The sequence below is a fragment of the Actinoplanes sp. NBRC 101535 genome, from assembly GCF_030269225.1.
GTDB lineage: Bacteria > Actinomycetota > Actinomycetes > Mycobacteriales > Micromonosporaceae > Actinoplanes > Actinoplanes rectilineatus.
Window position 1 is genome coordinate 583,852 of sequence record NZ_BSSY01000001.1, and the last position, 22,284, is coordinate 606,135.

At 69.9% G+C, this 22,284-nt stretch carries 22 protein-coding genes; 17 read left to right on the plus strand and 5 right to left on the minus strand.

What is annotated here, in order from left to right:
* Positions 1-172 precede the first annotated feature (172 nt).
* From QSK32_RS02470 to QSK32_RS02485, 4 genes are read left to right on the plus strand one after another with little or no spacing between them, the layout of a single operon-like run.
* The gene (locus QSK32_RS02470; RefSeq protein WP_045742968.1) at positions 173-874 is read left to right on the plus strand and encodes a neutral zinc metallopeptidase; all 702 of its coding nucleotides are present in this window, start codon (positions 173-175) and stop codon (positions 872-874) included.
* Between the two features lie 53 nt (positions 875-927).
* Positions 928-1,575, plus strand: coding sequence for an HAD family hydrolase (locus QSK32_RS02475; protein ID WP_083449064.1), 648 nt, complete (start codon positions 928-930; stop codon positions 1,573-1,575).
* Between the two features lie 27 nt (positions 1,576-1,602).
* Positions 1,603-2,070, plus strand: coding sequence for a hypothetical protein (locus QSK32_RS02480; RefSeq protein ID WP_285471092.1), 468 nt, complete (start codon positions 1,603-1,605; stop codon positions 2,068-2,070).
* 27 nt (positions 2,071-2,097) lie between these two features.
* The gene (locus tag QSK32_RS02485) at positions 2,098-2,868 is read left to right on the plus strand and encodes a DUF4097 family beta strand repeat-containing protein (RefSeq protein WP_045742966.1); all 771 of its coding nucleotides are present in this window, start codon (positions 2,098-2,100) and stop codon (positions 2,866-2,868) included.
* A 3-nt stretch (positions 2,869-2,871) separates the two neighbouring features.
* On the opposite strand, the gene QSK32_RS02490 is transcribed toward QSK32_RS02485, so the two are convergent.
* Together QSK32_RS02490 and QSK32_RS02495 are read right to left on the minus strand one after the other, a co-directional pair.
* Positions 2,872-3,450: a LuxR C-terminal-related transcriptional regulator gene (locus QSK32_RS02490; protein ID WP_285471093.1), complete on the minus strand. Its 579-nt coding sequence runs from the start codon at positions 3,448-3,450 to the stop codon at positions 2,872-2,874.
* A 576-nt stretch (positions 3,451-4,026) separates the two neighbouring features.
* Entirely contained in the window at positions 4,027-5,151 is a 1,125-nt protein-coding gene (locus tag QSK32_RS02495; RefSeq protein WP_285471094.1) for a RecB family exonuclease, read from the minus strand.
* Between the two features lie 375 nt (positions 5,152-5,526).
* On the opposite strand from QSK32_RS02495, the gene QSK32_RS02500 reads away from it, so the two are divergent.
* From QSK32_RS02500 to QSK32_RS02510, 3 genes are all read left to right on the plus strand, one after another.
* Complete coding sequence (locus QSK32_RS02500; protein ID WP_245673984.1) at positions 5,527-6,591, plus strand: site-2 protease family protein; 1,065 nt, start codon at positions 5,527-5,529, stop codon at positions 6,589-6,591.
* A 56-nt stretch (positions 6,592-6,647) separates the two neighbouring features.
* Entirely contained in the window at positions 6,648-7,709 is a 1,062-nt protein-coding gene (locus QSK32_RS02505; RefSeq protein WP_285471095.1) for a tRNA (adenine-N1)-methyltransferase, read from the plus strand.
* A gap of 103 nt (positions 7,710-7,812) precedes the next feature.
* Positions 7,813-8,403: a hypothetical protein gene (locus QSK32_RS02510; protein WP_045742998.1), complete on the plus strand. Its 591-nt coding sequence runs from the start codon at positions 7,813-7,815 to the stop codon at positions 8,401-8,403.
* 223 nt (positions 8,404-8,626) lie between these two features.
* Here the strand turns inward: QSK32_RS02510 and QSK32_RS02515 are convergent, their stop codons facing one another.
* Positions 8,627-8,917 carry a ferredoxin gene (locus QSK32_RS02515; protein ID WP_045742964.1) on the minus strand — a complete coding sequence of 97 codons (291 nt, stop codon included), beginning with the start codon at positions 8,915-8,917 and terminating at the stop codon, positions 8,627-8,629.
* A gap of 318 nt (positions 8,918-9,235) precedes the next feature.
* Between QSK32_RS02515 and arc the strand changes: the two genes are divergently transcribed.
* The 8 genes from arc to QSK32_RS02555 all read left to right on the plus strand — a co-directional run bounded on the left by arc (position 9,236) and on the right by QSK32_RS02555 (position 17,989).
* The gene (gene arc, locus QSK32_RS02520; RefSeq protein ID WP_045742963.1) at positions 9,236-11,017 is read left to right on the plus strand and encodes a proteasome ATPase; all 1,782 of its coding nucleotides are present in this window, start codon (positions 9,236-9,238) and stop codon (positions 11,015-11,017) included.
* A gap of 59 nt (positions 11,018-11,076) precedes the next feature.
* Entirely contained in the window at positions 11,077-12,267 is a 1,191-nt protein-coding gene (locus QSK32_RS02525) for an acyltransferase family protein (protein WP_285471096.1), read from the plus strand.
* An 83-nt stretch (positions 12,268-12,350) separates the two neighbouring features.
* Positions 12,351-13,868, plus strand: a complete 1,518-nt coding sequence (dop, locus tag QSK32_RS02530; RefSeq protein ID WP_045742962.1) for a depupylase/deamidase Dop — start codon at positions 12,351-12,353, stop codon at positions 13,866-13,868.
* An 82-nt stretch (positions 13,869-13,950) separates the two neighbouring features.
* Positions 13,951-14,166: a ubiquitin-like protein Pup gene (locus QSK32_RS02535; protein WP_045742961.1), complete on the plus strand. Its 216-nt coding sequence runs from the start codon at positions 13,951-13,953 to the stop codon at positions 14,164-14,166.
* 216 nt (positions 14,167-14,382) lie between these two features.
* Positions 14,383-15,222, plus strand: a complete 840-nt coding sequence (prcB, locus tag QSK32_RS02540) for a proteasome subunit beta (RefSeq protein WP_045742960.1) — start codon at positions 14,383-14,385, stop codon at positions 15,220-15,222.
* Between the two features lie 32 nt (positions 15,223-15,254).
* The gene (prcA, locus tag QSK32_RS02545; protein WP_045742959.1) at positions 15,255-16,061 is read left to right on the plus strand and encodes a proteasome subunit alpha; all 807 of its coding nucleotides are present in this window, start codon (positions 15,255-15,257) and stop codon (positions 16,059-16,061) included.
* Positions 16,062-16,222: 161 nt separating this feature from the next.
* Positions 16,223-17,581 (plus strand): Pup--protein ligase, encoded by a 1,359-nt coding sequence (gene pafA, locus QSK32_RS02550; RefSeq protein WP_045742958.1) that lies wholly within the window; start codon positions 16,223-16,225, stop codon positions 17,579-17,581.
* Positions 17,582-17,770: 189 nt separating this feature from the next.
* Positions 17,771-17,989 carry a hypothetical protein gene (locus tag QSK32_RS02555; RefSeq protein WP_245673982.1) on the plus strand — a complete coding sequence of 73 codons (219 nt, stop codon included), beginning with the start codon at positions 17,771-17,773 and terminating at the stop codon, positions 17,987-17,989.
* 126 nt (positions 17,990-18,115) lie between these two features.
* Here the strand turns inward: QSK32_RS02555 and QSK32_RS02560 are convergent, their stop codons facing one another.
* Together QSK32_RS02560 and QSK32_RS02565 are read right to left on the minus strand one after the other, a co-directional pair.
* Positions 18,116-19,195, minus strand: coding sequence for a DUF3866 family protein (locus QSK32_RS02560; RefSeq protein ID WP_045742957.1), 1,080 nt, complete (start codon positions 19,193-19,195; stop codon positions 18,116-18,118).
* A gap of 19 nt (positions 19,196-19,214) precedes the next feature.
* Positions 19,215-20,204 (minus strand): cation diffusion facilitator family transporter, encoded by a 990-nt coding sequence (locus tag QSK32_RS02565; protein ID WP_045742995.1) that lies wholly within the window; start codon positions 20,202-20,204, stop codon positions 19,215-19,217.
* A 59-nt stretch (positions 20,205-20,263) separates the two neighbouring features.
* Between QSK32_RS02565 and QSK32_RS02570 the strand changes: the two genes are divergently transcribed.
* Both QSK32_RS02570 and QSK32_RS02575 read left to right on the plus strand, forming a co-directional pair.
* Positions 20,264-21,253: a helix-turn-helix transcriptional regulator gene (locus tag QSK32_RS02570; RefSeq protein WP_045742956.1), complete on the plus strand. Its 990-nt coding sequence runs from the start codon at positions 20,264-20,266 to the stop codon at positions 21,251-21,253.
* The gene (locus tag QSK32_RS02575) at positions 21,250-22,221 is read left to right on the plus strand and encodes a helix-turn-helix transcriptional regulator (protein WP_045742955.1); all 972 of its coding nucleotides are present in this window, start codon (positions 21,250-21,252) and stop codon (positions 22,219-22,221) included. Before QSK32_RS02570 ends, QSK32_RS02575 begins: the two co-directional genes overlap by 4 nt.
* Positions 22,222-22,284: the final 63 nt, after the last annotated feature.

Below are 22,284 nucleotides of genomic sequence, written 5' to 3' on the forward strand. Positions count from 1 at the left end.
CCAGTGTTGCGAGGACGGCGGCGTCGGGCATCCGCCGCTGGACGTATGCCGACTACGTAAATCTGCTGAGGGGCGCCACCCAGACGTGGTCAGGGAAATCCCTGACGTTTGGCGGACAGTCGTGGTTGGTATTCACGTCTACCGTGGAATCCCCGGCCTGGAGGACCCCCTCATGCGTGCTCGCCCGGCTTTTCTCCTCGCGCTGACCGCGGCTCTGATCGCCGCGGGCTGTGCCCTCGGACCCGACTCCGACTCCGATCCCGACGGCGGTGTGCCCGCCCCGACCGAGACCGCGGTGTCCGCCGACACCGACGGCACCGACACTCCGGAGGAGTTCGAGGCCGACATCCGGGCGGCGCAGGAGGTCGCCGAGGACTACTGGACTTCCAAGATCAATGGATTCCAGCCGATCCGGCAGGTCGTGCCCTACGAGCGGGAGGGCGAGGTGGACTGCGGTGGTGAGCCGCTGCCGCGTAACAATGCCGTCTATTGCCCGGCCGGGGACTTCATCGCGTACGACGTGAACTGGTCCTTCGATGCTTTCCGGCAGATCGGCGACGCCTTCGTGTTCTATCTGCTCGGACACGAATACGCCCACGGGATCCAGGCCCGGCTCGGTATCCAGAAGGAGTTCACCATCGAGCAGGAGTTGCAGGCCGACTGCATGGCCGGCGCGTTCATCGGTGACCAGGAGCGGGCCGGACGTCTGGTGATGCAGAAGGGCGACACCGAGGAACTGGCCGACGGGCTGGAGGCGGTGGGCGACGACCCGGGACAGCCCTGGTTCGCGGAGGGTTCGCACGGCAAACCGGAGGAGCGGACCCGCGCCTTCGCCGGAGGGTACCGGGACTCGCTCGACTCCTGCGGCCTGTAGAGGCTGGTCACATTCGATCGGCCCGGACGGGGGACACCCCGCAGAATGCCGTCGTGGACGCCGTACTTTTCGACATGGATGGCACGCTGGTCGACAGCGAGAGGGTCTGGGGGATCGCCCTGTCCGAACTCGCCGTGCACGCCGGGGGCACCCTCTCCGAGCAGGCACGGCTCGCGATGGTCGGCACCAGCATGACGCGCAGCATGCAGCTCTTCCGCGAGGATCTGGGGCAGCCCGACCGGCCCGAGGCGCCGGACGTGCGGTGGATCGGCGACCGGGTGCACGAGTTGTTCTCCGCGGGGCTGGTCTGGCGGCCGGGCGCGATGGAACTGCTGCTCGCGGTCCGGGCCGCCGGGATCCCGACCGCGCTGGTCACCTCGACCGGCCGCCGGCTGGTCGAGGTCGCGCTCAAGACCATCGGCGCGGAGAACTTCGACGTGGTGGTCTGCGGCGACGAGGTGAGCCGGCCGAAACCGGATCCGGAGCCGTACCGGACCGCCGCGGAACTCCTCGGCGTGCCGATCGGGCGGTGTGTGGCGATCGAGGACTCGCCGAGTGGGGTGGCCAGCGCGCTGGCCGCGGGCGCGGCGGTGCTGGCGGTGCCGGCCGAGCTCGAGCTGCCGCCGATCGACGGTGTGCACCTGCGATCCACCCTGGTCGGCGTGGATCCGGAGTTTCTGACGTCTATTGTGCTTGCGTGACGTCAGATGTGACGTCATAGTGGTGTCATGGATTTGACGCCGTATCTCGAAGGGCTGCGTGCCGACCTCGCCGCCCTGGCCGCCCCCGGTGGCCCGGACGTGGCACGCGCCGCGGAGGTTCTCGGCGCGTCCCTCGAGCCATCCGCCCGGATGGTGCTGCTCGAGGCACTCTCCGACGCGGCCGCCGAGATCACCACCCGGCTCAACGGCCCCACGGTCGAGGTGCGGCTGCGGGGCCGGGAGGCGGACCTCGTGGTCGGCCGGGCGGTGCCCGAGCCTGCCTCGTCCGGCCCGCCCTCCGTGCCGGCTTACACCGACGGTGAGCTCTCCCGTCTGACCTTACGCATGCCGGAGTCCCTCAAAGCGCACGTCGAGCAGATCGCTGCCGCCGAGAGCATCTCGGTGAACGCGTGGCTGGTGCGTGCGGTGACGTCGGCGGCGCACGAGCAGCGGCCGGGCAACGGGCGTCGAGTCACCGGTTTCTACCAGGCCTGATTCCACCTCTGGCAAAGGAGACGAGCCGTGTATGAGTTCCCCCGCACCTCACCTGTCGTCGTCGACCTCCGCGTCCGTCACGGCATGGTGGCGATCGACGCCGGACCGCACGAGAGAGTCCAGGTCACGGTCGAGCCACCCGCGCCCGACGTCGAGATGACCCTCGACGGTGACACTCTGCTGATCCACGACCCACGCCGTCGTGGACCCGAACTGGCGATCACGGTCCGCGTTCCCGCCGACAGCGCGATCACGGGGCGCAGCGCGGCAGCCGACGTCCGGGCCACCGGGCGCTATGCCACCGCCCATCTGGATCTCGGATCGGCCGACGGCTGGATCGAGGAGATCACCGGTGACGTGCACATCACGGCGGCCAGCGGCGACGTGATCGTGGGACGGGCGGGAAGCGCCGTCTGGGCGAAGAGTTCGTCCGGACAGGTGCGCGTGGGTGACGTCGTCGGTGACGTCACTATCGACACCGCCAGTGGCGCCATCACGGTCGGGGCGGCGCACGCGTCGCTTCAGGCCAGGAGCGCGAGCGGTGCGGTGTCGGTGGGCAGCCTCCGCCAGGGACAAGCGAAGATCCGCACCACCTCGGGTGACGTCACGGTCGGGGTGGAGGCCGGGACCGGGGTTTGGCTCGATCTGGACACCCACGCGGGCCACAGCGTCACGGATCTGACTGCGGGCGGCGGTTCGGCTGCGGCGCCGTCGGGTGCGGGCTTGGAGCTTCGCGTACGCACGTCGAGCGGCGACATTCACGTCCATCGGGTCGACAGCATCGCCATGGCGGCGTGAGGCTCAGGAGGAGCCTGGTGTGATCAGCCCGCTCTCGTAAGCGAGAATCACCGCCTGGGTCCGGTCGCGCAGGCGCAGCTTGGTGAGCACGTGACCGACGTGGGTCTTCACGGTGGTCTCGCCGACACCCAGCATGTCGGCGATCTCGGCGTTGGTGCAGCCCCGGGCCACGTGGACGAGGACCTCCCGCTCCCGGCCGGTCAGCGCGCTGAGCCGTGTGGCAGCGCTGTTGCCGGGCGGCGGGACGGCCTCGGCCACCCGGGTCAGGACACGAGCCAGCACCGGCGGGGCGATCACGGCGCCGCCGGCGGCGATGGCCCGGACGGCGGCGATCAGCTCTTCCGGAGTGGCGTCGGTGCGAAGGTAACCGGTCGCGCCTGCGGCGATCGCTGCCATCACCTCGTCGTCGCTGTCGTGGGCGGTGAGGAGGAGGACCGGGACGGCCAGGTGGCCTTCGATGATCGCTCGGGTTACCGCAGGACCGTCGAGGCGGGGGAGGGACATGTCGGCGATCAGCAGGTCGGGGAGGAGCCGGCGGGCCAGGTCCAGGGCCTCTGTGCCGTTGCTGGCCTCTCCGGCCACGACGATTTCCGGCGGGCCGGTGTCGTGGGAGGGGGTGGAGAGTCCGCCAGTCCCAGTGGCGCTGGGCTGGGCGTGGGGGCGGGTGCCGGTCTCACCAAGGTCGGCTACGCCTTGGTGACCTTCGCGAGTGCCTGCTTGATGCTCGATGGCTGATCCGGCTTGTCGGCGAATGCGGCGATCGGGTGCGGGGCCCTTGCTTGTTTGGCTTTCGGTTATGGCGATTTCCCGGGAGCTGACGGAGGTGCCGGGATCGGGACTGCGGCCGGCGTGGAGAGTGGAACGGGCATCGACATCGGCCTCGGCGGTGATGTGGTTCTGCCGGTGAGGTGCGGAGCCGCTTGAGGGCAGGCGGCTTGGAGCCGGGCTGGTCGGGGTCGGAATGCCTGGGGCCGGGCTGTTTGCCGTCAGGTCCGATGCAGCCCGGTTGGTTGAGGTCAGGATGGTGCGTAGGCCCGCCCGCTGTAAGGGCGCGGGATCTGCGAGCAACACCCGGATCGGTCTCATCGCGAAGGCACCGGAGTGAGGGCGGGCCCAAGGGACTGAACGGGTGCCGGCTCGGGATGGGCCGCGGGGCGGTCAGTCAACGGGGTCGGTCCGGACCCGGGTGGAGGACTCGGAAACGGTGAGGAGGGGGAGCGATGCCGGGTAGGCCGGCGGGGTGCCGCCGAACTCCGGGCACAGGGCCTGGTGGCTGCACCAACCGCAGAGACGGCTTGGCTTCGGGCGGAAGTCCTGGTTGCGCTTGGCCCGCTCGATGGCCTGGGAGAGAGCGACCAGGGTGCGCTCGAAACGCTCCAACTCCCCGGCCTCGGGGCTGTAGTCGAGGACCTCGGCGTCCTTGAGGTAGACCAGGCGCAGGACGCGGGGAACCACGCCGCGGGTGCGCCACAGGACCAGGGCGTAGAACTTGAGCTGGAACAGGGCGCGGCCCTCGAACGCCTCGCGGGGTGCGCCGCCGGTCTTGTAGTCGACCACACGCAGGTCACCGGCGGGGGAGACGTCGAGACGGTCGATGTAGCCCCGGAGAAGCAACTCGTCGTCGATCAGCGTGGAGATGTAGGTCTCACGCTCGGCGGGCTCGAGCCGTCGTGGATCCTCCACCGCGAAGTAGCCGCCGAGCAGGTCACGGGCGCTGCTCAGGAAGGCGGCGATGCGGGCGGCCTCGGCGGCACCGGCGGGCGCGTCGACCAGCGCGAGCTGCCCCTCGGTGACAGCCGCGGCGGTGCCGGAATCCGTGGCGGTGCCGAAATCCGCGACGATCGAGTCTGTAGCGCCGGCTGTCACGGGCAGGGCTGGGTCGGCAGAGGGGGAGACCTGACCTGACTCGGAGGTGTCGCCCTTGGTAGCCACGACTGCGGGGGCACGGCGGCGGGGGATCTCGTCAGGCTCGGTGGCGAAGATCTCGGCCATGAGGGGTTCGTCGGCCCGGAGGCGTTCCCACTCGGGGAGGACCAGGGCCGCTGCAGCCTCGGGAGTGCGGTCGGCCGCCGGGAGGTCGAAGAGACGCTCGAGGACGGCGTGGACCAGGGTGCCACGGACCTGGTCGGCTGACGGAGTCTCGGGGAGCTTGTCGACGCTGCGGAAGCGGAACAGCAGCGGACACGTCTTGAAGTCGGCCGCGCGGGACGGGGACAGCGACGGGCCCGCGGGAGCCTCCGGGCGTCGGCCACGCGCTGGTGTGCCGGGATCCGCACCGGTCACGTCTGGTTGACCGGCGACGTCTCCGGCCTTTGCCGTTTCGTCGGCAGCGGCAGCCAGCGGCTCTTGAACAGCAATGGGCTGGGCTCCTGCGGCGTCGGGCTGGGCCGTGGCGTCTGATGGGGCCGCGACGCCGGGGCGCCTCTCGGCGGAAGGAGCGCCGGGCTGCGGGGGCGGAGAGGCCGGCTGAGCCGCCGTGGAAGAGAACGCCGTCATGCCACTGAGGCTAGGCCAGGGGTGTGACGAAAAAAGCGGGGTGGGTCCCGCGGCGCGGGTGTCCGTAGCATCGACGCGGTGGGAGAAGACGCCGTGAAAGAGGGCCGGGGGCCGCGGCCGGTGGCGCGGGTGCTGGGTGTGCCGGTGCACGCCAGCGGGTCGATGGTGCTGCTCGCGGTGCTGGTCACGGTGGTCTACGGCAACTATGCGGAGGCCGAGCTCGGGCTGGCACCGCCGATCGCCTACCTGGTCGGCCTCGGGTTCGTGGCTTGTCTGCTCGGGTCGGTTCTGCTGCATGAGCTGGGACACGCGCTGACCGCCCGGCGCAACGGGATCGGGGTGCGGCGGATCACGTTGGAGCTGCTCAGCGGGTGGACCGAGATGGACCGGGACGCGCCCACCCCGCGGGTCGACGCTCTCGTGTCGCTGGCCGGGCCGGCCGTCTCGCTGGTGCTCGGCGGGATCGCCACCGCGGCCGTGCTGTTGCTGCCGGAACGGACCGTCCCGGGGCAGATCGCATTCCAGCTGGCCGTCAGCAATGTGCTGGTGGCGGTCTTCAACGTGTTGCCGGGGCTGCCGCTGGACGGTGGCCGGGCGTTGCGGGCCGGGCTGTGGGCGCTGCTCAAGGACCGTAACCGGGCGACGGTGGTGGCCGGCTGGGCCGGTCGGGTGCTCGCGGTGCTCAGCGCGGCCGGGGCGGTGGTGCTCTACCGGACCGGGGTGCTCACCGTGTTCGGTCTGGTCTTCGTGCTGCTGGTGGTGCTCACCCTGTGGCAGGGTGCCGGGCAGTCGATCCGGTTGGGGCGGATGACCGGGCGGTTCCCGCTGATCGACCTGTCGCGGCTGGCCCGGCCGGTGCTGACGGTGCCGGCCGGCACACCGCTCGGGGAGGCGCAGCGCCGCCGGTCGGAGGATCCGCGGCCGGATGTGGTGCTGGCCGTCGCCGACGCGGCGGGTAGCCTCACCGCACTGGTCGACCCGGTCGCCGCCGAACGGGTGCCGGTCGAACGGCGGCCGTGGGTGGGTGTGGAGACGGTGTCCCGGTCCCGGGACGCGTTGACCTCCCTGCCTGTCGGTCTCACCGGGGCGCAGGTCGTGCAGGCGCTGCAGACCCACCCGGGTGCGCAGTACCTGGTGACCGCAGGCGAGGATGTGATCGGCGTCCTGCGGGTCGCCGACGTGGCGGCGGTGCTGGAACCCCGCCGCGTCGCACCGAGACAGCGTTGAGCGAGCCAGAAGTAGCAGCGCTGAACGAACCAGAACCGCCGGCTGAGAGAAGAGCAGTGACCACAACCCCGACCACCGCCGTCGACGAGCAGGTCCCCGCGCACCGTGGGCCGTTCCGGGCGGGCGACCGTGTCCAGCTGACCGACCCGAAAGGGCGGATGCACACGATCGTGCTGGAACCCGGCAAGGCGTTCCACACCCACCGCGGCGCTCTGGAGCACGACGCGCTGATCGGCCTGCCGGACGGCAGCGTGATCACCGCCACCAGCGGTACGGCGTACCTGGCCCTGCGTCCGCTGCTCGCCGACTACGTCCTGTCGATGCCCCGCGGCGCCCAGGTGATCTATCCGAAGGACGCCGCCCAGATCGTCGCCATGGGTGACGTCTTCCCGGGCGCGAAGGTGCTCGAGGCCGGTGCCGGGTCGGGTGCTCTCACCTGTTCGCTGCTGCGGGCGGTCGGCGCGTCCGGCGAGGTGCACAGCTACGAACTGCGCGACGACTTCGCCGCCATCGCCCGCAAGAACGTCGAGGCGTTCTTCGGCGGACCGCACCCGGCGTGGCACCTGCACAACGGTGACGTGGCGAGCAACGAGATCGGCGGGTTCGACCGGATCGTGCTGGACATGCTGACCCCGTGGGAGACCCTCGACATGGTCGAGCGGTCGTTGATCCCGGGCGGTGTGTTCATCGGGTACGTGGCGACCACGCCGCAGCTGTCGGAGCTGGTCGAGGCGCTGCGTGAGCGGGGCTGCTGGACCGAGCCGCGGGCCTGGGAGTCGCTGATCCGGGACTGGCACGCCGACGGCCTGGCGGTCCGCCCGGACCACCGGATGATCGCGCACACCGCGTTCCTGGTGTCGTCGCGCAAGCTCGCCCCGGGTGTGACGGCTCCGCCGCGCCGCCGGAAGCCGAGCAAGGGCGCCGAGGCGTACGCGGCCCGCAAGGCGACCCTGGCCGCCCTCGCCGCGCAGGCGGAGGAGGAGGCCGAGGCCACCAGCCCGAAGCGTGTCACCCGGCTGGCGAAGGCCGCCGAGAGCGCCGGTGCGGGGACGGCCGGGACGGCCACGGTCGAGACCACGGAGCCGGAGACGGTGAGCGGCGAGACCGCGGAGCAATAAACCGGAAAGTAACCAGACCGGGGGACCCACCGGGGAGTGACCGCCGCCGCTGCGATCCGGTAGGTTCCGGAAGGGTCTTTCGGGAGGGCAAGGGGTGGGCGCGATGAGTTCTCCGCCGTTCGGCGGTGGCAACGAGATGCCGGCGGTCTTCCCCGACTGGTCTCCCTACCCCGATCTCGACTCGGCCGCCCGGGCCTACCTCCGCGATCCCGACGTCGCTCTGGAGGCGCTCTTCGGCGTGCTGCGCGGCGCTTCTGTGCTGTGTTTCACGCTGGAGCGTTTCGTCAACGAGGTCAACGGCGTCTGGCAGGAGGTCGTCGTCTGCGACGGCACCCGCCTGGTGCTGTGGCACGGCGAGGACGTGGCGCCCGGCGACGGCCCGGTCGGGTCGATGACCTCGTCGCTGCGGGTGGTGCCGCTGTCCACGGTCACCGAGGTGGGCTGCCGCCGGCGGCTCACCCGGACACCGCAGGGCCAGGCGCGGGTCGACAGCATCGACGTCTACCTGCTGCTCAGTTCGGTCGACGACGCGGTGCCGCCGCCCGGGGTGGGCGAGGAGGACGGCCGTGCCCCGCTGCGCCACGACGCGCTGCGGTTCGGCAAGACCCTCGACGACGGCGGCCCGGGTCAGATCGCCCGCCTGGAGGAGTTCTCCCGGGTGGTCGCGTCCCTGGTCGGAAAGCCGACGCTCTAGACACGTTCGTGCCGGCATCCGTGTGGTGTGTCGGGGTGTTGAGCGCGGCCGTGGTCACCACGCCCCACGACGGCTGTGGTGACTTGAGGCGCTGAGCGCGGCCGTGATCACCACGCCCCACGACGGGTGTGGTGAATTCGGGTGGCCAGTGCGGCTGAAGTCACCACGCGGACGGGGTTGGCACCCTGACCACGGAACGTGCCCAGGCGCTTCGGGAACGCTTCTACAGGACGTCGGGGCCGGCGACGGCGACGCCGTCGGACTCGCGGGCGACGTAGATGCAGTCCCCGGGGCACTCCTTCGCGGAGTCGATCACCTCGAGGATCAGGTGCGACGGCACGCCCACGCGGACCCCCGGTGACTGCAGGAGATCACCCGCGCCGTCCTTGACGTATGCCAGGCCGTCGATGTCCAGTTCGAACACTTCCGGGGCGTACTGGGCGCAGAGGCCGTCGCCGGTGCACAAGTCCTGATCGATCCAGACCTGTAGCTCTTCCTCGGCTGCTGCCGACACTCCGACCTCCTGCAAAACGACTGCCGAACGACCACGAAACGACTGCCCAGCGACCGCATGACCGCCCGCCCGGCAACCCTATGACCACTGCCAGGCGACCGCCGAACGACCCCGCCGCCACTGGGCAAAGACTGCGATCGAACCACGACGCAACCGCTACGAGAACCGTCCGACCGTACCCGAAGATCCTGTATCAAGATCTTCGGCGGGTCGATCGATCGATCAATAGTCGGTGACGAGGGTGTTGCATGGGTCGAAAACCGCTTCGCAACAGCTAGTGTTAAGCCAAGACGTTCGAGCCCCCCGGGGAGGTGGGACGTGGCACGTAGCGACGAAGCGGACTCCCGCGCCGCACGATGGGAGAAAGAGGCCAACGATCTCTCCAGTCAGGTCGCGTTCCTTCAGGAGGAACTCGCCCTGGTCAGGCGGAAGTTGACCGAAAGCCCCCGACACGTCCGGCAGCTTGAGGAACGGCTCGCGGCAACGCAGGCGCAGCTGGCCCGAGTGACCGAGAACAACGAGCGGCTCGTGGCGACCCTCAAGGAAGCCCGAGCCCAGATCGTCACTCTCAAGGAAGAGATTGACCGGCTCGCCCAGCCGCCCAGCGGCTACGGCGTGTTCCTGACCGCACACGAGGACGGCACGGTGGACGTGTTCACCGGTGGCCGCAAGCTGCGGGTGGCGGTCTCGCCGTCGCTCGCGGTCGAGGAGCTCCAGCGCGGGCAGGAGGTCCTGCTCAACGACGCGCTCAACGTGGTCGACGCCTTCGGCTTCGAGCGCACCGGTGAGGTGGTCCTGCTCAAGGAGGTCCTGGACAACCCGGGTGGCGGCGCCGCCGACCGGGCTCTGGTGGTCTCCCACGCCGACGAGGAACGCATCGTGTTCCTCGCCGACTCGCTCGAGATCACGAAGCTGCGCGCGGGCGACTCACTGATGATCGAGCCGCGTTCGGCGTACGCCTACGAGCGGATCCCGAAGAGTGAGGTCGAGGAGCTCGTCCTCGAGGAGGTCCCCGACGTCGACTACACCGACATCGGTGGTCTGCACTCGCAGATCGAGCAGATCCGTGACGCGGTGGAGTTGCCGTTCCTGCACGCCGACCTGTTCCGGGAGCACCAGCTGCGCCCGCCGAAGGGCATCCTGCTCTACGGCCCGCCCGGTTGTGGCAAGACCCTGATCGCCAAGGCTGTGGCCAACTCGCTGGCCAAGAAGATCGCCGAGCGGCGTGGCGAGGAGAAGCACACCAGCTACTTCCTCAACATCAAGGGCCCGGAGCTGCTCAACAAGTACGTGGGTGAGACCGAGCGGCACATCCGCCTGGTCTTCCAGCGGGCCCGTGAGAAGGCCGGCGAGGGCACCCCGGTGATCGTGTTCTTCGACGAGATGGACTCGATCTTCCGGACCCGTGGTTCGGGTGTCTCCAGCGACGTGGAGAACACCATCGTTCCCCAGCTGCTCAGCGAGATCGACGGTGTCGAGGGCCTGGAGAACGTGATCGTGATCGGCGCCTCCAACCGGGAAGACATGATCGACCCGGCGATCCTGCGTCCCGGACGTCTCGACGTGAAGATCAAGATCGAGCGTCCGGACGCCGAGGCGGCGAAGGACATCTTCGGGAAGTACATCCTGGCCGACCTGCCGCTCTCGGGTGACGACCTGACCGAGCACGGCGGCAACCGGGACGCGACGGTCGCCGCGATGATCGAGGCGGTCGTCCTGCGGATGTACACGGAGACCGAGGAGAACCGCTTCCTCGAGGTCACCTACGCCAACGGTGACAAGGAGGTCCTGTACTTCAAGGACTTCAACTCCGGCGCGATGATCCAGAACATCGTGGACCGCGGCAAGAAGATGGCGATCAAGGAGTTCCTCACCTCCGGCAAGAAGGGGCTGCGCCTGCAGCACCTGCTCGACAGCTGTGTCGACGAGTTCCGGGAGAACGAGGACCTGCCGAACACCACGAACCCGGACGACTGGGCGCGCATCTCCGGCAAGAAGGGCGAGCGGATCGTCTACATCCGCACGCTCGTCTCCGGTGGCAAGGGCGCCGAGGCCGGCCGGTCCATCGAGACGGCCAGCAACACCGGTCAGTACCTGTAATCAACCGAGGGCGGTGCCGGAGGGGTTTCCCCGCCGGCACCGCCGTCGTTTCACCCCGTATGCACGGGACCCGCCTGGCGTGGCTCGACGCTCTCCGCGGCTATGCCGCCGTCGTCGTGGCCGCCTTCCATCTCAGCCCGGTCGTCCTCGGCGCCGACCGGCACCTCGCGCTGTACCGCGCCTTCGACGCCGGCAAGTACGCCGTTCTGCTGTTCTTCCTGGTCAGCGGTTACGTGATCCCGATGTCGCTGGAGCGGCACGGTTCGTTGCGCCGGTTCTGGACGGGCCGGATCGCCCGGATCTACCCGGCTTACCTGCTGACGATTCTGCTCGCCCTCGCCCTGGCCGCCGCGGGCCTGTACCGACTGCCGGAGCAGTGGCGCGGGGAGACCTCGGCGAGCGTGCTCGCGCACGCGTCGATGCTTCAGGACCTTCTGGGGGTACGCGGACTCGTCCGCCCGTTCTGGACTCTGAGCTTCGAGATGCTCTTCTATCTGGTCGTGGCGGGACTGTTCGCGTGGCGGCTGCACCGTCTCAGCGCCTGGTGGGCGACCGGGTTGACGGCGGTCGCCGTGCTCGGCGGTCCGTATCTGCCGGACGGTCTGCTCGGCGCGACGGCCCGGGACCGTCTGGCCGTTGCGGGACTGGCGCTGCTGCTTCTGGGCGGCTGCTTTCTCGCGTACACCCGAGGGTCGAGGATCGTGATCGTGATGGCCGGCGGTGTGGGCCTGGGGATGGCCACGCCCGCTTTCGTGAACGGTCATGCCACGAAGTGGGTGACCAGTGCCTCGTCGGGGCAGGCGCTGCTGTTCCTGGCGGTGATGTTCGCCGGGACGGTGGTGTACCGGGTGCAGCACGGCCAGATCGGTCGCGGGAACCTGGTGGCCCTCGTGGTGGTGTTCGGCGCCTGGACCGGCGAGAAGGGCTGGGAAGTTCCGCTGGCGGTGCTGGTAACTTTCGGTGGCGCTTTCGTGCTGCGTCACCGCCGGGTGCCCGCCGTGCTGACCTGGTTGGGAACGGTCAGTTATTCGCTCTATCTGCTGCACATCCTCGTGCTGGGGCTGGTCGTGCGCCTCACCGACAGCCGCCCGCTGATCATTGTCGGTTTCGTGACCGGGACGCTTGCTGTCGCCTGGGCCTCGCACCGGTTCGTCGAGGAGCCCGGACGGCGCCTCGCCCGGTCCCGGATGGACACGGAAGGTGGCACGCCGCGCACGCCGAGCTTCGGAAAGCAACGTGAGAGCGTCTAGGCTCGATACATGAGCTGGCTTGGCTTCGTGGCGGACAGCAAGGTCTCCAAGGACGGCGCGGTCCTAAAGAACAGGGTGGTCGCATGAGCGTTCGACGGATTATGGGAACAGAGGTCGAGTACGGCATCTCCGTGCCCGGCCAGCCCGGCGCCAACCCGATGGTCACGTCCTCCCAGGTGGTCAACGCCTACGGCGCACGCCCCGAGCTCAACCGCGGCGGGCGCGCACGCTGGGACTACGAGGAGGAGTCGCCGCTGCGCGACGCCCGTGGATTCACCTACTCCGGTGCCGCCTACGACCCGGCCGAGGCCCTCGCCGACGAGGATCTCGGTCTCGCCAACGTCATCCTGACCAACGGGGCGCGGCTCTACGTCGACCACGCCCACCCGGAATACAGCACTCCGGAGTGCACCAACCCGCTCGACGTGGTCAAGTGGGACAAGGCCGGTGAACGGGTGATGGCCGAGGCGTCCCGCCGCGCCGCCACGATCCCGGGCGCCCACCGGATCCAGCTCTACAAGAACAACACCGACAACAAGGGCGCCTCCTACGGCTCTCACGAGAACTACCTGATGCGCCGGCAGACCCCGTTCGCCGACATCGTCGCCCACCTGACCCCGTTCTTCGTCACCCGCCAGCTGTTCTGCGGCGTCGGCCGGGTCGGTCTAGGGCAGGACGGCTCCGGCGCGGGCTTCCAGCTCTCCTCGCGTGCCGACTTCTTCGAGGTCGAGGTGGGCCTGGAGACCACGCTCAAACGGCCGATCATCAACACCCGCGACGAGCCGCACGCCGACGCCGACAAGTACCGCCGGCTCCACGTGATCATCGGGGACGCCAACCTGTCCGAGATCGCCTCCTACCTCAAGATGGGCACCACCGCGCTGGTGCTCAACATGATCGAGGAGAAGGTGTTCACCGGCGAGTTGGGCATCGCCGACCCGGTCAGCGAGCTCAAGGCGGTCAGCCACGACCCGACGCTCAAGCACCTGATGCGGCTGCGTGACGGCCGCCGCCTGACCGCGCTCGACCTGCAGTGGGCCTACTACGAGCGGGCCCGGCAGTTCGTCGACGAGCGTTACGGCGCGGACGCCGACGAGCAGACCGCGGACGTGCTCGACCGCTGGGAGGACGTGCTCGACAAGCTCGGCCGCGACCCGATGCTCTGCTCCGACAGCCTCGACTGGGTCGCCAAGCTGCGGCTGCTGGAGGGCTACCGCGAGCGGGAGAACCTCGGCTGGAGTTCGCCGAAACTCCAGCTGGTCGACCTGCAGTACGCCGACGTCCGCCCGGAGAAGGGCCTCTACCACCGCCTGGTGGCCCGTGGCTCGATGAAGACGCTGCTGGAGCCGGACGACACCCAGCGCGCGATGTACGAGCCGCCGGAGGACACCCGGGCCTACTTCCGGGGCCGCTGCCTCGCGCAGTACGCGTCCGAAGTGGTCGCCGCCAGCTGGGACTCGGTGATCTTCGACGTCGGCCGGGAGTCCCTCGTCCGGGTGCCGATGATGGAACCGGAACGAGGCACCCGCAAGCATGTCGGTGCCCTGTTCGACACGTGTGAGAGCGCGAAGGATCTCCTCGAGGTGATCACGAGCCGGTAATGCGTTTCGTCACAGGCGCGAGGTAGGTTTTTCCCAACCCGATGTTGCGGTTACTTCGGGTGGCTGAGAAGGGGGACATCCAATGGCAACCCGAGACACCGGTGGTCAGTCGCAGTCCAGCAAGGGACACAGCGACCAGGAGATCGAGGACGTCACCGTCGAGGCCAATCCCGAGGTCGCCGAGCGGCATGCGGAGATCACCGAGGACGTCGACGATCTGCTCGACGAGATCGACAGCGTCCTCGAGGAGAACGCCGAAGAGTTCGTGCGTGGATATGTGCAAAAAGGCGGCCAGTGACGCCTTTTGTCCGATTTAGTTGACATAGTTCACCGGACGCTGCCCGCCCTCGGGGCCGGGCAGCGTCCGGTGCTGCTCCCGCTTCGATCGAACGCGGGAAATGCCTCGCAACACGTCGATGATGTTCACCGCACGGCATCGGCGCGCGGGATATTGTGCTTCAACTGCACGGTGGGTTTTCTCGCCGATGCGATACGTACCTGAGAAAGGAACCACGTGGCGACGGGCTTTGATCCATCCGGGCGTCTACCGGATTTCTTCACCAACGCGGGGACGTCCTCCTTCACGCAGTTCCTGAGCCAGGCCGCGCCGGAGCTGCTGCCGGGCCGGCGCCCCCTCCCGCCGGGCCTCTCCGCCGACATCGCGCCGCACGGGACCACGATCGTGGCCATCGCGACGGCCGAGGGCGTGGTGATGGCCGGTGACCGCCGGGCGACCATGGGCAATCTGATCGCCAGCCGGGACATCAAGAAGGTGCACCCCGCCGACTCGTACTCACTGATCGGCATCGCGGGCACCGCCGGCATCGGCATCGAGCTGATCCGCCTGTTCCAGGTCGAGCTCGAGCACTACGAGAAGATCGAGGGCGCCATGCTCTCGCTCGACGGCAAGGCGAACCGGCTCGCGGCCATGGTCCGCGGCAACCTCGGCGCCGCCATGCAGGGTCTCGCGGTGGTGCCGCTGTTCGCCGGGTTCGACCTGGCACCCGCCGAGGGCACCGCTCCCGGCCGGATCTTCAGCTTCGACGTGGCCGGCGGCCTCTACGAGGAGACCGGCTACGAGGCGATCGGTTCCGGTTCGCTGTTCGCCAAGTCCGCGCTGAAGAAGCGCTACCGGGCCGGCGTCGGGACCGACGACGCGATCCGGCTGGCGCTGGAGGCGCTCTACGACGCCGCTGACGACGACACGGCCACCGGTGGGCCGGATGTGATTCGCAAGATCTACCCGGTGGTGATGACCGCGACGTCGGCCGGGACGCACCGGCTGACCGACGCGGAGACCGCGGCGGTCGCCGAACAGGTCGTGTCGGGACGTGCGGAGAACCCGGGCGGTTGATCCGCACGGCGCTGGAGAAGGAGTAGCCACCCGTGGCCATGCAGTTCTACGCATCACCCGAGCAGGTTCAGCGCGACCGCTCGGAGTACGCCCGTAAGGGCATCGCCCGCGGCCGGTCGGCTGTGGTGCTTTCCTACGAGGGCGGCATTCTGCTGGTCGCCGAGAACATCACCACCCTCCGCAAGATCAGCGAGATCTACGACAAGATCGCGTTCGCGGCGGTCGGGCGGTACAACGAGTTCGAGAGCCTGCGCCGTGCCGGTGTGCGGATGGCGGACATGCTCGGCCTCAGCTACGACCGGCGGGACGTGACCGCGCGGGCGCTGGCGAACGCGTACACCCAGACGCTCGGCTCGATCTTCTCGGAGACCCAGAAGCCGTACGAGGTGGAGATCTGCATCGCGCAGGTCGGCGCCACGCCGGAGCAGGACGAGCTGTACCGCATCATGTACGACGGTTCGGCCCTGGACGAGCCCGGCTTCATGGCGATGGGCGGGCAGGCCGAGGCGATCGCCGCCGTCCTCAAGGAACGCCACGACACCGCGGCTGACCTGCAGACCGCCCTGGTCCTGGCCGCCGAGGCGCTGGGCAGCGTCGGCGGAGAGAACGGCCAGGCCCGCACGCTCACGGCCAAGCAGCTCGAGGTGGCGGTCATCGACCGGCGCCGGCCGGGCCGCGCGTTCCGCCGGCTCGCGGACTCCACGCTGACCACTCTGCTCGGGCACGAGTCGGTGCCGGAGGCCGAGCTCGGCGATGTGGACTCGGCGCCGCCCGCGCCGTCCGAGGGAAAGCCGACGGTGTCGGCCGCCCCGGAGGCGGACGAGACGAAGTCCGAGTAGACGAGCACGGAAGAACGCCCGTTCGGCCCCGGAACTCCCCGGCGGCGAACGGGCGTTCTTTCACGCGTACCCAGAGAAAAGCGCGAGAAGCGCGCCCGGTCTCCCGGGAAAGCGTGGCTTGTGGGTCCCGCTGAGGCTGAAGTAGCTAGTAGTGTTTCTTCATGGAACGGCGAATTTTCGGCCTCGAGACCGAGTACGGAGTCACGTGCACCTATCGGGGGCAGCGGCGGCTGTCTCCGGACGAGGTGGCCCGCTACCTGTTCCGCCGAGTGGTCTCCTGGGGACGCAGCAGCAACGTGTTCCTCCGCAACGGCGCCCGCCTCTACCTCGACGTCGGTTCCCACCCTGAGTACGCGACTCCCGAATGCGATTCCGTCACCGACCTGGTCGCTCACGACCGTGCCGGTGAGCGCATCCTGGAGGGCCTTCTGGTCGACGCGGAGAAGCGTCTGCACGACGAGGGCATCGCCGGTGAGATCTACCTGTTCAAGAACAACACCGACTCGGCCGGCAACTCCTACGGCTGCCACGAGAACTACCTGGTCTCGCGGCACGGCGAGTTCGGCCGTCTCGCCGACGTGCTCATCCCGTTCCTGGTCACCCGCCAACTGATCTGCGGCGCGGGCAAGGTGTTGCAGACCCCGCGCGGCGCGGTCTTCTGCCTGTCCCAGCGCGCCGAGCACATCTGGGAGGGCGTCTCCAGCGCGACGACGCGCAGCCGCCCGATCATCAACACCCGCGACGAGCCACACGCCGACGCGGAGCGTTACCGCCGCCTGCACGTGATCGTCGGCGACTCCAACATGAACGAGGTCACCACCCTGCTCAAGGTGGGCGCCGCCGACATCGTGCTCCGCATGATCGAGGCCGGCGTGGTGATGCGCGACCTGACCTTGGAAAACCCGATCCGCGCGATCCGTGAGGTCAGCCACGACATCACCGGCCGCCGCAAGATCCGCCTGGCCAACAACAAAGAGGTCTCCGCCCTGGAGATCCAGCAGGAATACCTGGCCAAGGCCACCGAGTTCGTCGAGCGCCGTGGTGGCGATCCGGTCGCCAAGCGCGTCGTCGAGCTGTGGGGCCGCGTCCTCAACGCCGTCGAGACCGGCAACCTCGACAGCGTCAGCCGCGAGATCGACTGGGTCTCGAAATACAAGCTGATCGAGCGCTACCAGGCCAAACACGACATCCCGATGTCCCACCCGCGGATCGCGCAGCTCGACCTGGCCTACCACGACGTCCGTCGCGGCCGGGGACTCTACGCCCTGATGGAGAAGCGCAACCAGGTCGACCGCATCGCCAACGACCTGCAGATCTTCGAGGCCAAGGAGACGCCGCCGCAGACCACGCGCGCCCGCCTCCGCGGCGAGTTCATCAAACACGCCCAGGAGAAGCGCCGCGACTTCACCGTCGACTGGGTGCATCTCAAGCTCAACGACCAGGCGCAGCGCACCGTTCTCTGCAAGGACCCGTTCCGCGCCTACGACGAGCGGGTCGAACGGCTGATCGCCAGCATGTGACGGCACGTCAGCTCGTGTTTCGTAAGGGGGGCAGGAGCGAGGCGAGGTCCAGGTGTCGTCTGGGTGTGCGGCGCGGGCGCCCGGATACCGGGGTTGTATCCGGGTGTTCGCGACGTGCGGCCAGACGGCGGCTGGGCCACGCCGCAGCCCAGCCATCCCTTACGAAACACGAGCTAAGCTGGCCGGGTTATGAATGCCATGCCCGGCCGGCCTGACCTGCCCCCCGAACCCCCCGAGCGCTCCGAGCAGGAGGTCCGCTGGGGCCGCGTCGAGCGTCGCCGCGAGCGCATCTACCAACAGATCAAGCGAGACCGCGCCGGCAACCACAAGATCCCGACGTGGGTCTATGTGTCGCTCTTGGCTGCCCTGGTGCTCGGCTGGCTCTATCTGATCATCACGTCCCGATAGGCGTTTCCCAGCGCAAGATCAAATTCATGTCGTAGCCGGGTGGTGGGTACAGACCGTCGCTCCCGCCGAGGGCCCTTCGGGCTACCTGCGTGAATGGTCGCCGCCCGAAGGCGAGACGACGCAGCCTCAGAGCAGGGATGCGGCATGCCGCCCAGCGGCGGCAGCGGCCAGGAAATAGCCGTGGTCCTGATCCAGCTTGCGGCCCATGGTCGACAACGGCACCGGACAGGCCCGCAGAGCCGGGTCCAACCCGTCGGACGAGACCCGGACGATCCGGTGCCGAGCCGCCAGCGGAACGAGAGCCGCGTCCACCACAGCCGCCAGAGCCGGCTCGAGCCCGTCGGGGACAGGCAGGTCGGCAGCGGCCAGCGCCACCCGGCCGTAAGCCGTCAGACTGTGGTGCGACACCCCGCGGTGCCGGTCACGCCCGTCCCCGTCGGAGATCCGCAGCGACCCGACCGGCCGCCCGCCGAGCACCGCCACCGCGTTGATCGCCTCGCCCAGGGCCACCCCGGAGAACCCCCAGGTGGTGCCGGTCCCCAGATTCCCCGGCCCCTGCGCGACGATCGTGACATCGGCCCGCAGCACGTGCCGAGCGGCGAGCAGACCGGTGTGCACCGTGCTCGCCTCCAGGTCACCGCCGAACGCCTGCCCGGTGGTGACCGTGCCGGCGAGATGGCCACGCAGGCCGTCGAGGGTGCGGGAGAACCAGGCCGGCAGGGCACCGCCGTCGGTCATCAGGTAGGCGACCCGGGCGTCCGGCCGGTCGGCGTGCACCCCGGCCAGGATCGCCGGCAACGCCGAGTGCAGGTCGGCGGTGACCACCGGCATGCCGTCGATCGTGTCGGCCGTGGCCATCGTCTCCCGGTGCGGGGAGGCCTCCTCGTCCACGCCCAGCAGGATCGGCTGCAGCGGGGTGTAACGGGCCTTGACCAGGTGGCCGTGGTCGCGGGTCGCACCGTCGTCGGCAGGGTCCGCCGGCAACCGGTCGGGCAGGGCCACGACCAGGGCGTACCCGCCGGTGCCGAGGCCCATGACGAGCGCACCGACGTTGAGCAGGACCCGGTCGCCGGCCTCCGGAGCGCCGGTCAGCGACGGGTAGGCGAGCGCACGCAGCGGCCCGCCGGTGGTCTCCACGTCGAGTTCGACCGCGCCGCGCCAGGAACGCCGCACCGCAAGGACCGTCCCGGCCCGCCATCGCACCATGCGGCGACCCTACACAGGGTCACACCGGGAGGCCGCCCTCGGTGTGGGTGTGTCCGGGCCGTCCCCGGGTCGGGTCGAGGAACACGTACCGGATCTCCGGGAAGCGTTCGCGAAGACGGCGTTCGGCCTCGTCGGAGGCCTCCTCGATGGCCGCGCCGGTCGCGTCGTCGGCGAAGTCGACCTTCGCCGCGACCAGGATGTCGCCGGGCCCGATCTGCATCGTGAACAGGGTCGGTACGGCGGTGACGACGTCGACGGCGGCCAGGTCGGCGGCGATCTGCCGGTGGACGCGGCGCGGCACCGCCCGGCCGACCAGCAGGGACATGTTGCTGCGGGCCAGCACGGTGGCGACCACCAGCAGGAGCAGGCCGATCAGGATGGACGCCACGCCGTCCCACAGCTCGGAGCCGGTGAGCTGCGCCAGGCCCAGCCCGCCGGCGGCCAGGACCAGGCCGATCAGAGCGGCCGAGTCCTCGAAGTAGACGGCTTTGACGGTGGTGTCCGAGGTGAGCCGCAGGAAGCGCCGCGGCGTGGTGTTCCACCGCCGGGACGCGCCGAGCACCTGACGGCGGGCCTTGAGGAACGAGACGCCCTCGGCCGCGAACGCCACGGCCAGCACGACGTACGACGCGAGATAATCGCCGCTGGCCTCGCCCTCGAGGATGGTGTCGACGCCGTGATAGATCGAGAATCCGGCACCGCCGACGAAGGTGAACAGGGCGGCGATGAACGCCCAGACGTAACTCTCCTTGCCGTACCCGAAGGGATGTTCCTCGTCGGCGGGCCGGGCGCCGCGCCGCAGGGCGACGTAGAGGAAGACCTCGGTGACCGTGTCGGCGACCGAGTGCGCCGCCTCGGAGAGCATCGCCGCCGATCCGGAGGCGAGCCCGGCCACCAGCTTCGCCACGGCGATCACGAGGTTGGCGGCGCCGGCGAGCAGGACGGTGCCCATGCTCTCCGACTCGGGGCCCGAGGGGGTGGGGGCGGCTGCGTCGGTCACGGGTGCCATCATTTCCCCCTGGCCATCACGGATAACCGTCCCGACTTGCGGGTTGCTAGGGTTGCGCGGTGTCGCGCACTCGTACGGAGCGCCTGGTTAACCTGGTGATCTGCCTGCTGTCCACGCGCCGGTTCCTGACCGCCGCGCAGATCGCGCTGACCGTGCCCGGTTACGAGCACGACCCTGAGGACCCGCGGGACCACGAGGCGTTCCAGCGCAAGTTCGAGCGGGACAAGGCGGAGCTCCGCGAGCTCGGGGTGCCGCTGGAGACCGGCACGGCGAGCATCTTCGACCAGGAGCCGGGTTACCGCATCGCCCCGCGGGAGTATGCCCTGCCCGACATCCTGCTGGAGCCGGACGAGGCCGCCGCCGTGGGCATCGCCGCACGTCTCTGGCAGCACGCCGGCCTGGCCGCCGCCGCCTCGTCGGGTCTGGCCAAGCTGCGGGCCGCCGGGGTCGAGGTGGACCCGCAGGCCACGCTCGGTGTCGAGCCGGTCGTCACCGTCGACCCGTCGTTCGGCCCGCTGACCGCCGCGGCCCGCCAGCGCCGGGCCGTCACGTTCAAGTACCGCGTGCCCGAGGTCGACGAGCCGACCACCCGCCGCCTGGAGCCGTGGGGCGTGGTCTGCTGGCGCGGCCGGTGGTATGTGGTGGGTCACGACAAGGACCGCGCCGCCACCCGCTGCTTCCGGCTGTCCCGCATCGTCGGCGACGTCCGGGCCACCGGGCAGCCGGACGCGTTCACCCCGCCGGGGGACACCGATCTGATCAGTCACGTCGCGCATCTCTCCGGTCCGGTCGCCCGCACCGGCCGTGCCACGGTGACGGTCCGGCCCGGCCGGGCGGCCGGTCTGCGGCGCCTGGCGGCCGAGTCGGTGGCCACCCCGGACGGCGACCGGTTGACCATCCTGTACGGCGACGCCGAGTGGCTGGCCTCACGGATCGCCGGGTACGGCCCGGACGCCCGCGCGGAGGGCCCGCCCGAGTTGCGGACCGCGGTGATCCAGCACCTCAAGGAACTGGTGTCCCGGCACGAGGTCACGGCGGTGTCCCGATGACCCCGCAGCAGCGCGCGACCACGCCCCGCACCTCGGCCGACCGTCTCGGCCGGCTGCTCAACCTGGTGCCCTACCTGCTGGCCCGCCCGGGGATCCTGGTGTCCGAGGCGGCCGCCGACCTCGGGGTGACCGAGCGTCAGCTGCGCGAGGACCTGGAGCTGCTCTGGGTCTGCGGCCTGCCGGGATACGGCCCGGGTGACCTGATCGACATGGCACTGGACGGCGACCGGGTGACGATCAGTCACGACGCCGGCATGGACAAGCCGTTGCGGCTCAACCCGGACGAGGCGCTGGCGCTGATCGTGGCGTTGCGGATGCTCGCCGAGACGCCCGGCATCGGCACCCGGGACGCGATCGAACGCGCCCTCGCCAAGATCGAGAGCGCGGCCGGTGACCTGGCCACCGCCCCGGTCGCGGTGCGGCTGCCGGCCAACCAGAAGAAGCTGGCCGCGGTCCGTGCGGCGGTCGACTCCGGGAACGCGTTGCGCCTGACCTACTACACGGCCGCCCGGGACGAGACCAGCGAACGGGTGGTCGACCCGATGCGGATGCTGATGGTCGGCGGGTTCGCCTACCTGGAGGCGTGGTGCCGGCGGGCCGAGGGGACCCGGCTGTTCCGGATCGACCGGATCGACGGGTTCACCGAGTTGCCCGAACCGTCCGCCCCGCCGGTCGAGGCGGTGCCGCACGACGTCACCGGCGGCGTCTTCCGGCCCGGCCCGGACCTGCCGCTGGTCACCCTGCGGGTGGGGCGCGGCGGGCGCTGGATCACCGAGTACTACCCGGTGGAGGAGGTCACCCGGGAGACCGGCGAGTGGCGGGTCACCATGCGGGTCACCGACCTGGGCTGGGCGCAGCGTTTCCTGGCCGGTCTCGGACCGGACGTGACCGTGCTGGGACCGCCGGAGCTGGTGGAACGCATCCGGGCGCAGGCCGCCACCGCGCTGGACCAGTACTCCGCGGGTTAGCCGGGCACCGGGACCACGCCTCGCTCCCGGCCCTCGGGCGGGACAGGCGCTAGGGTTACCGGG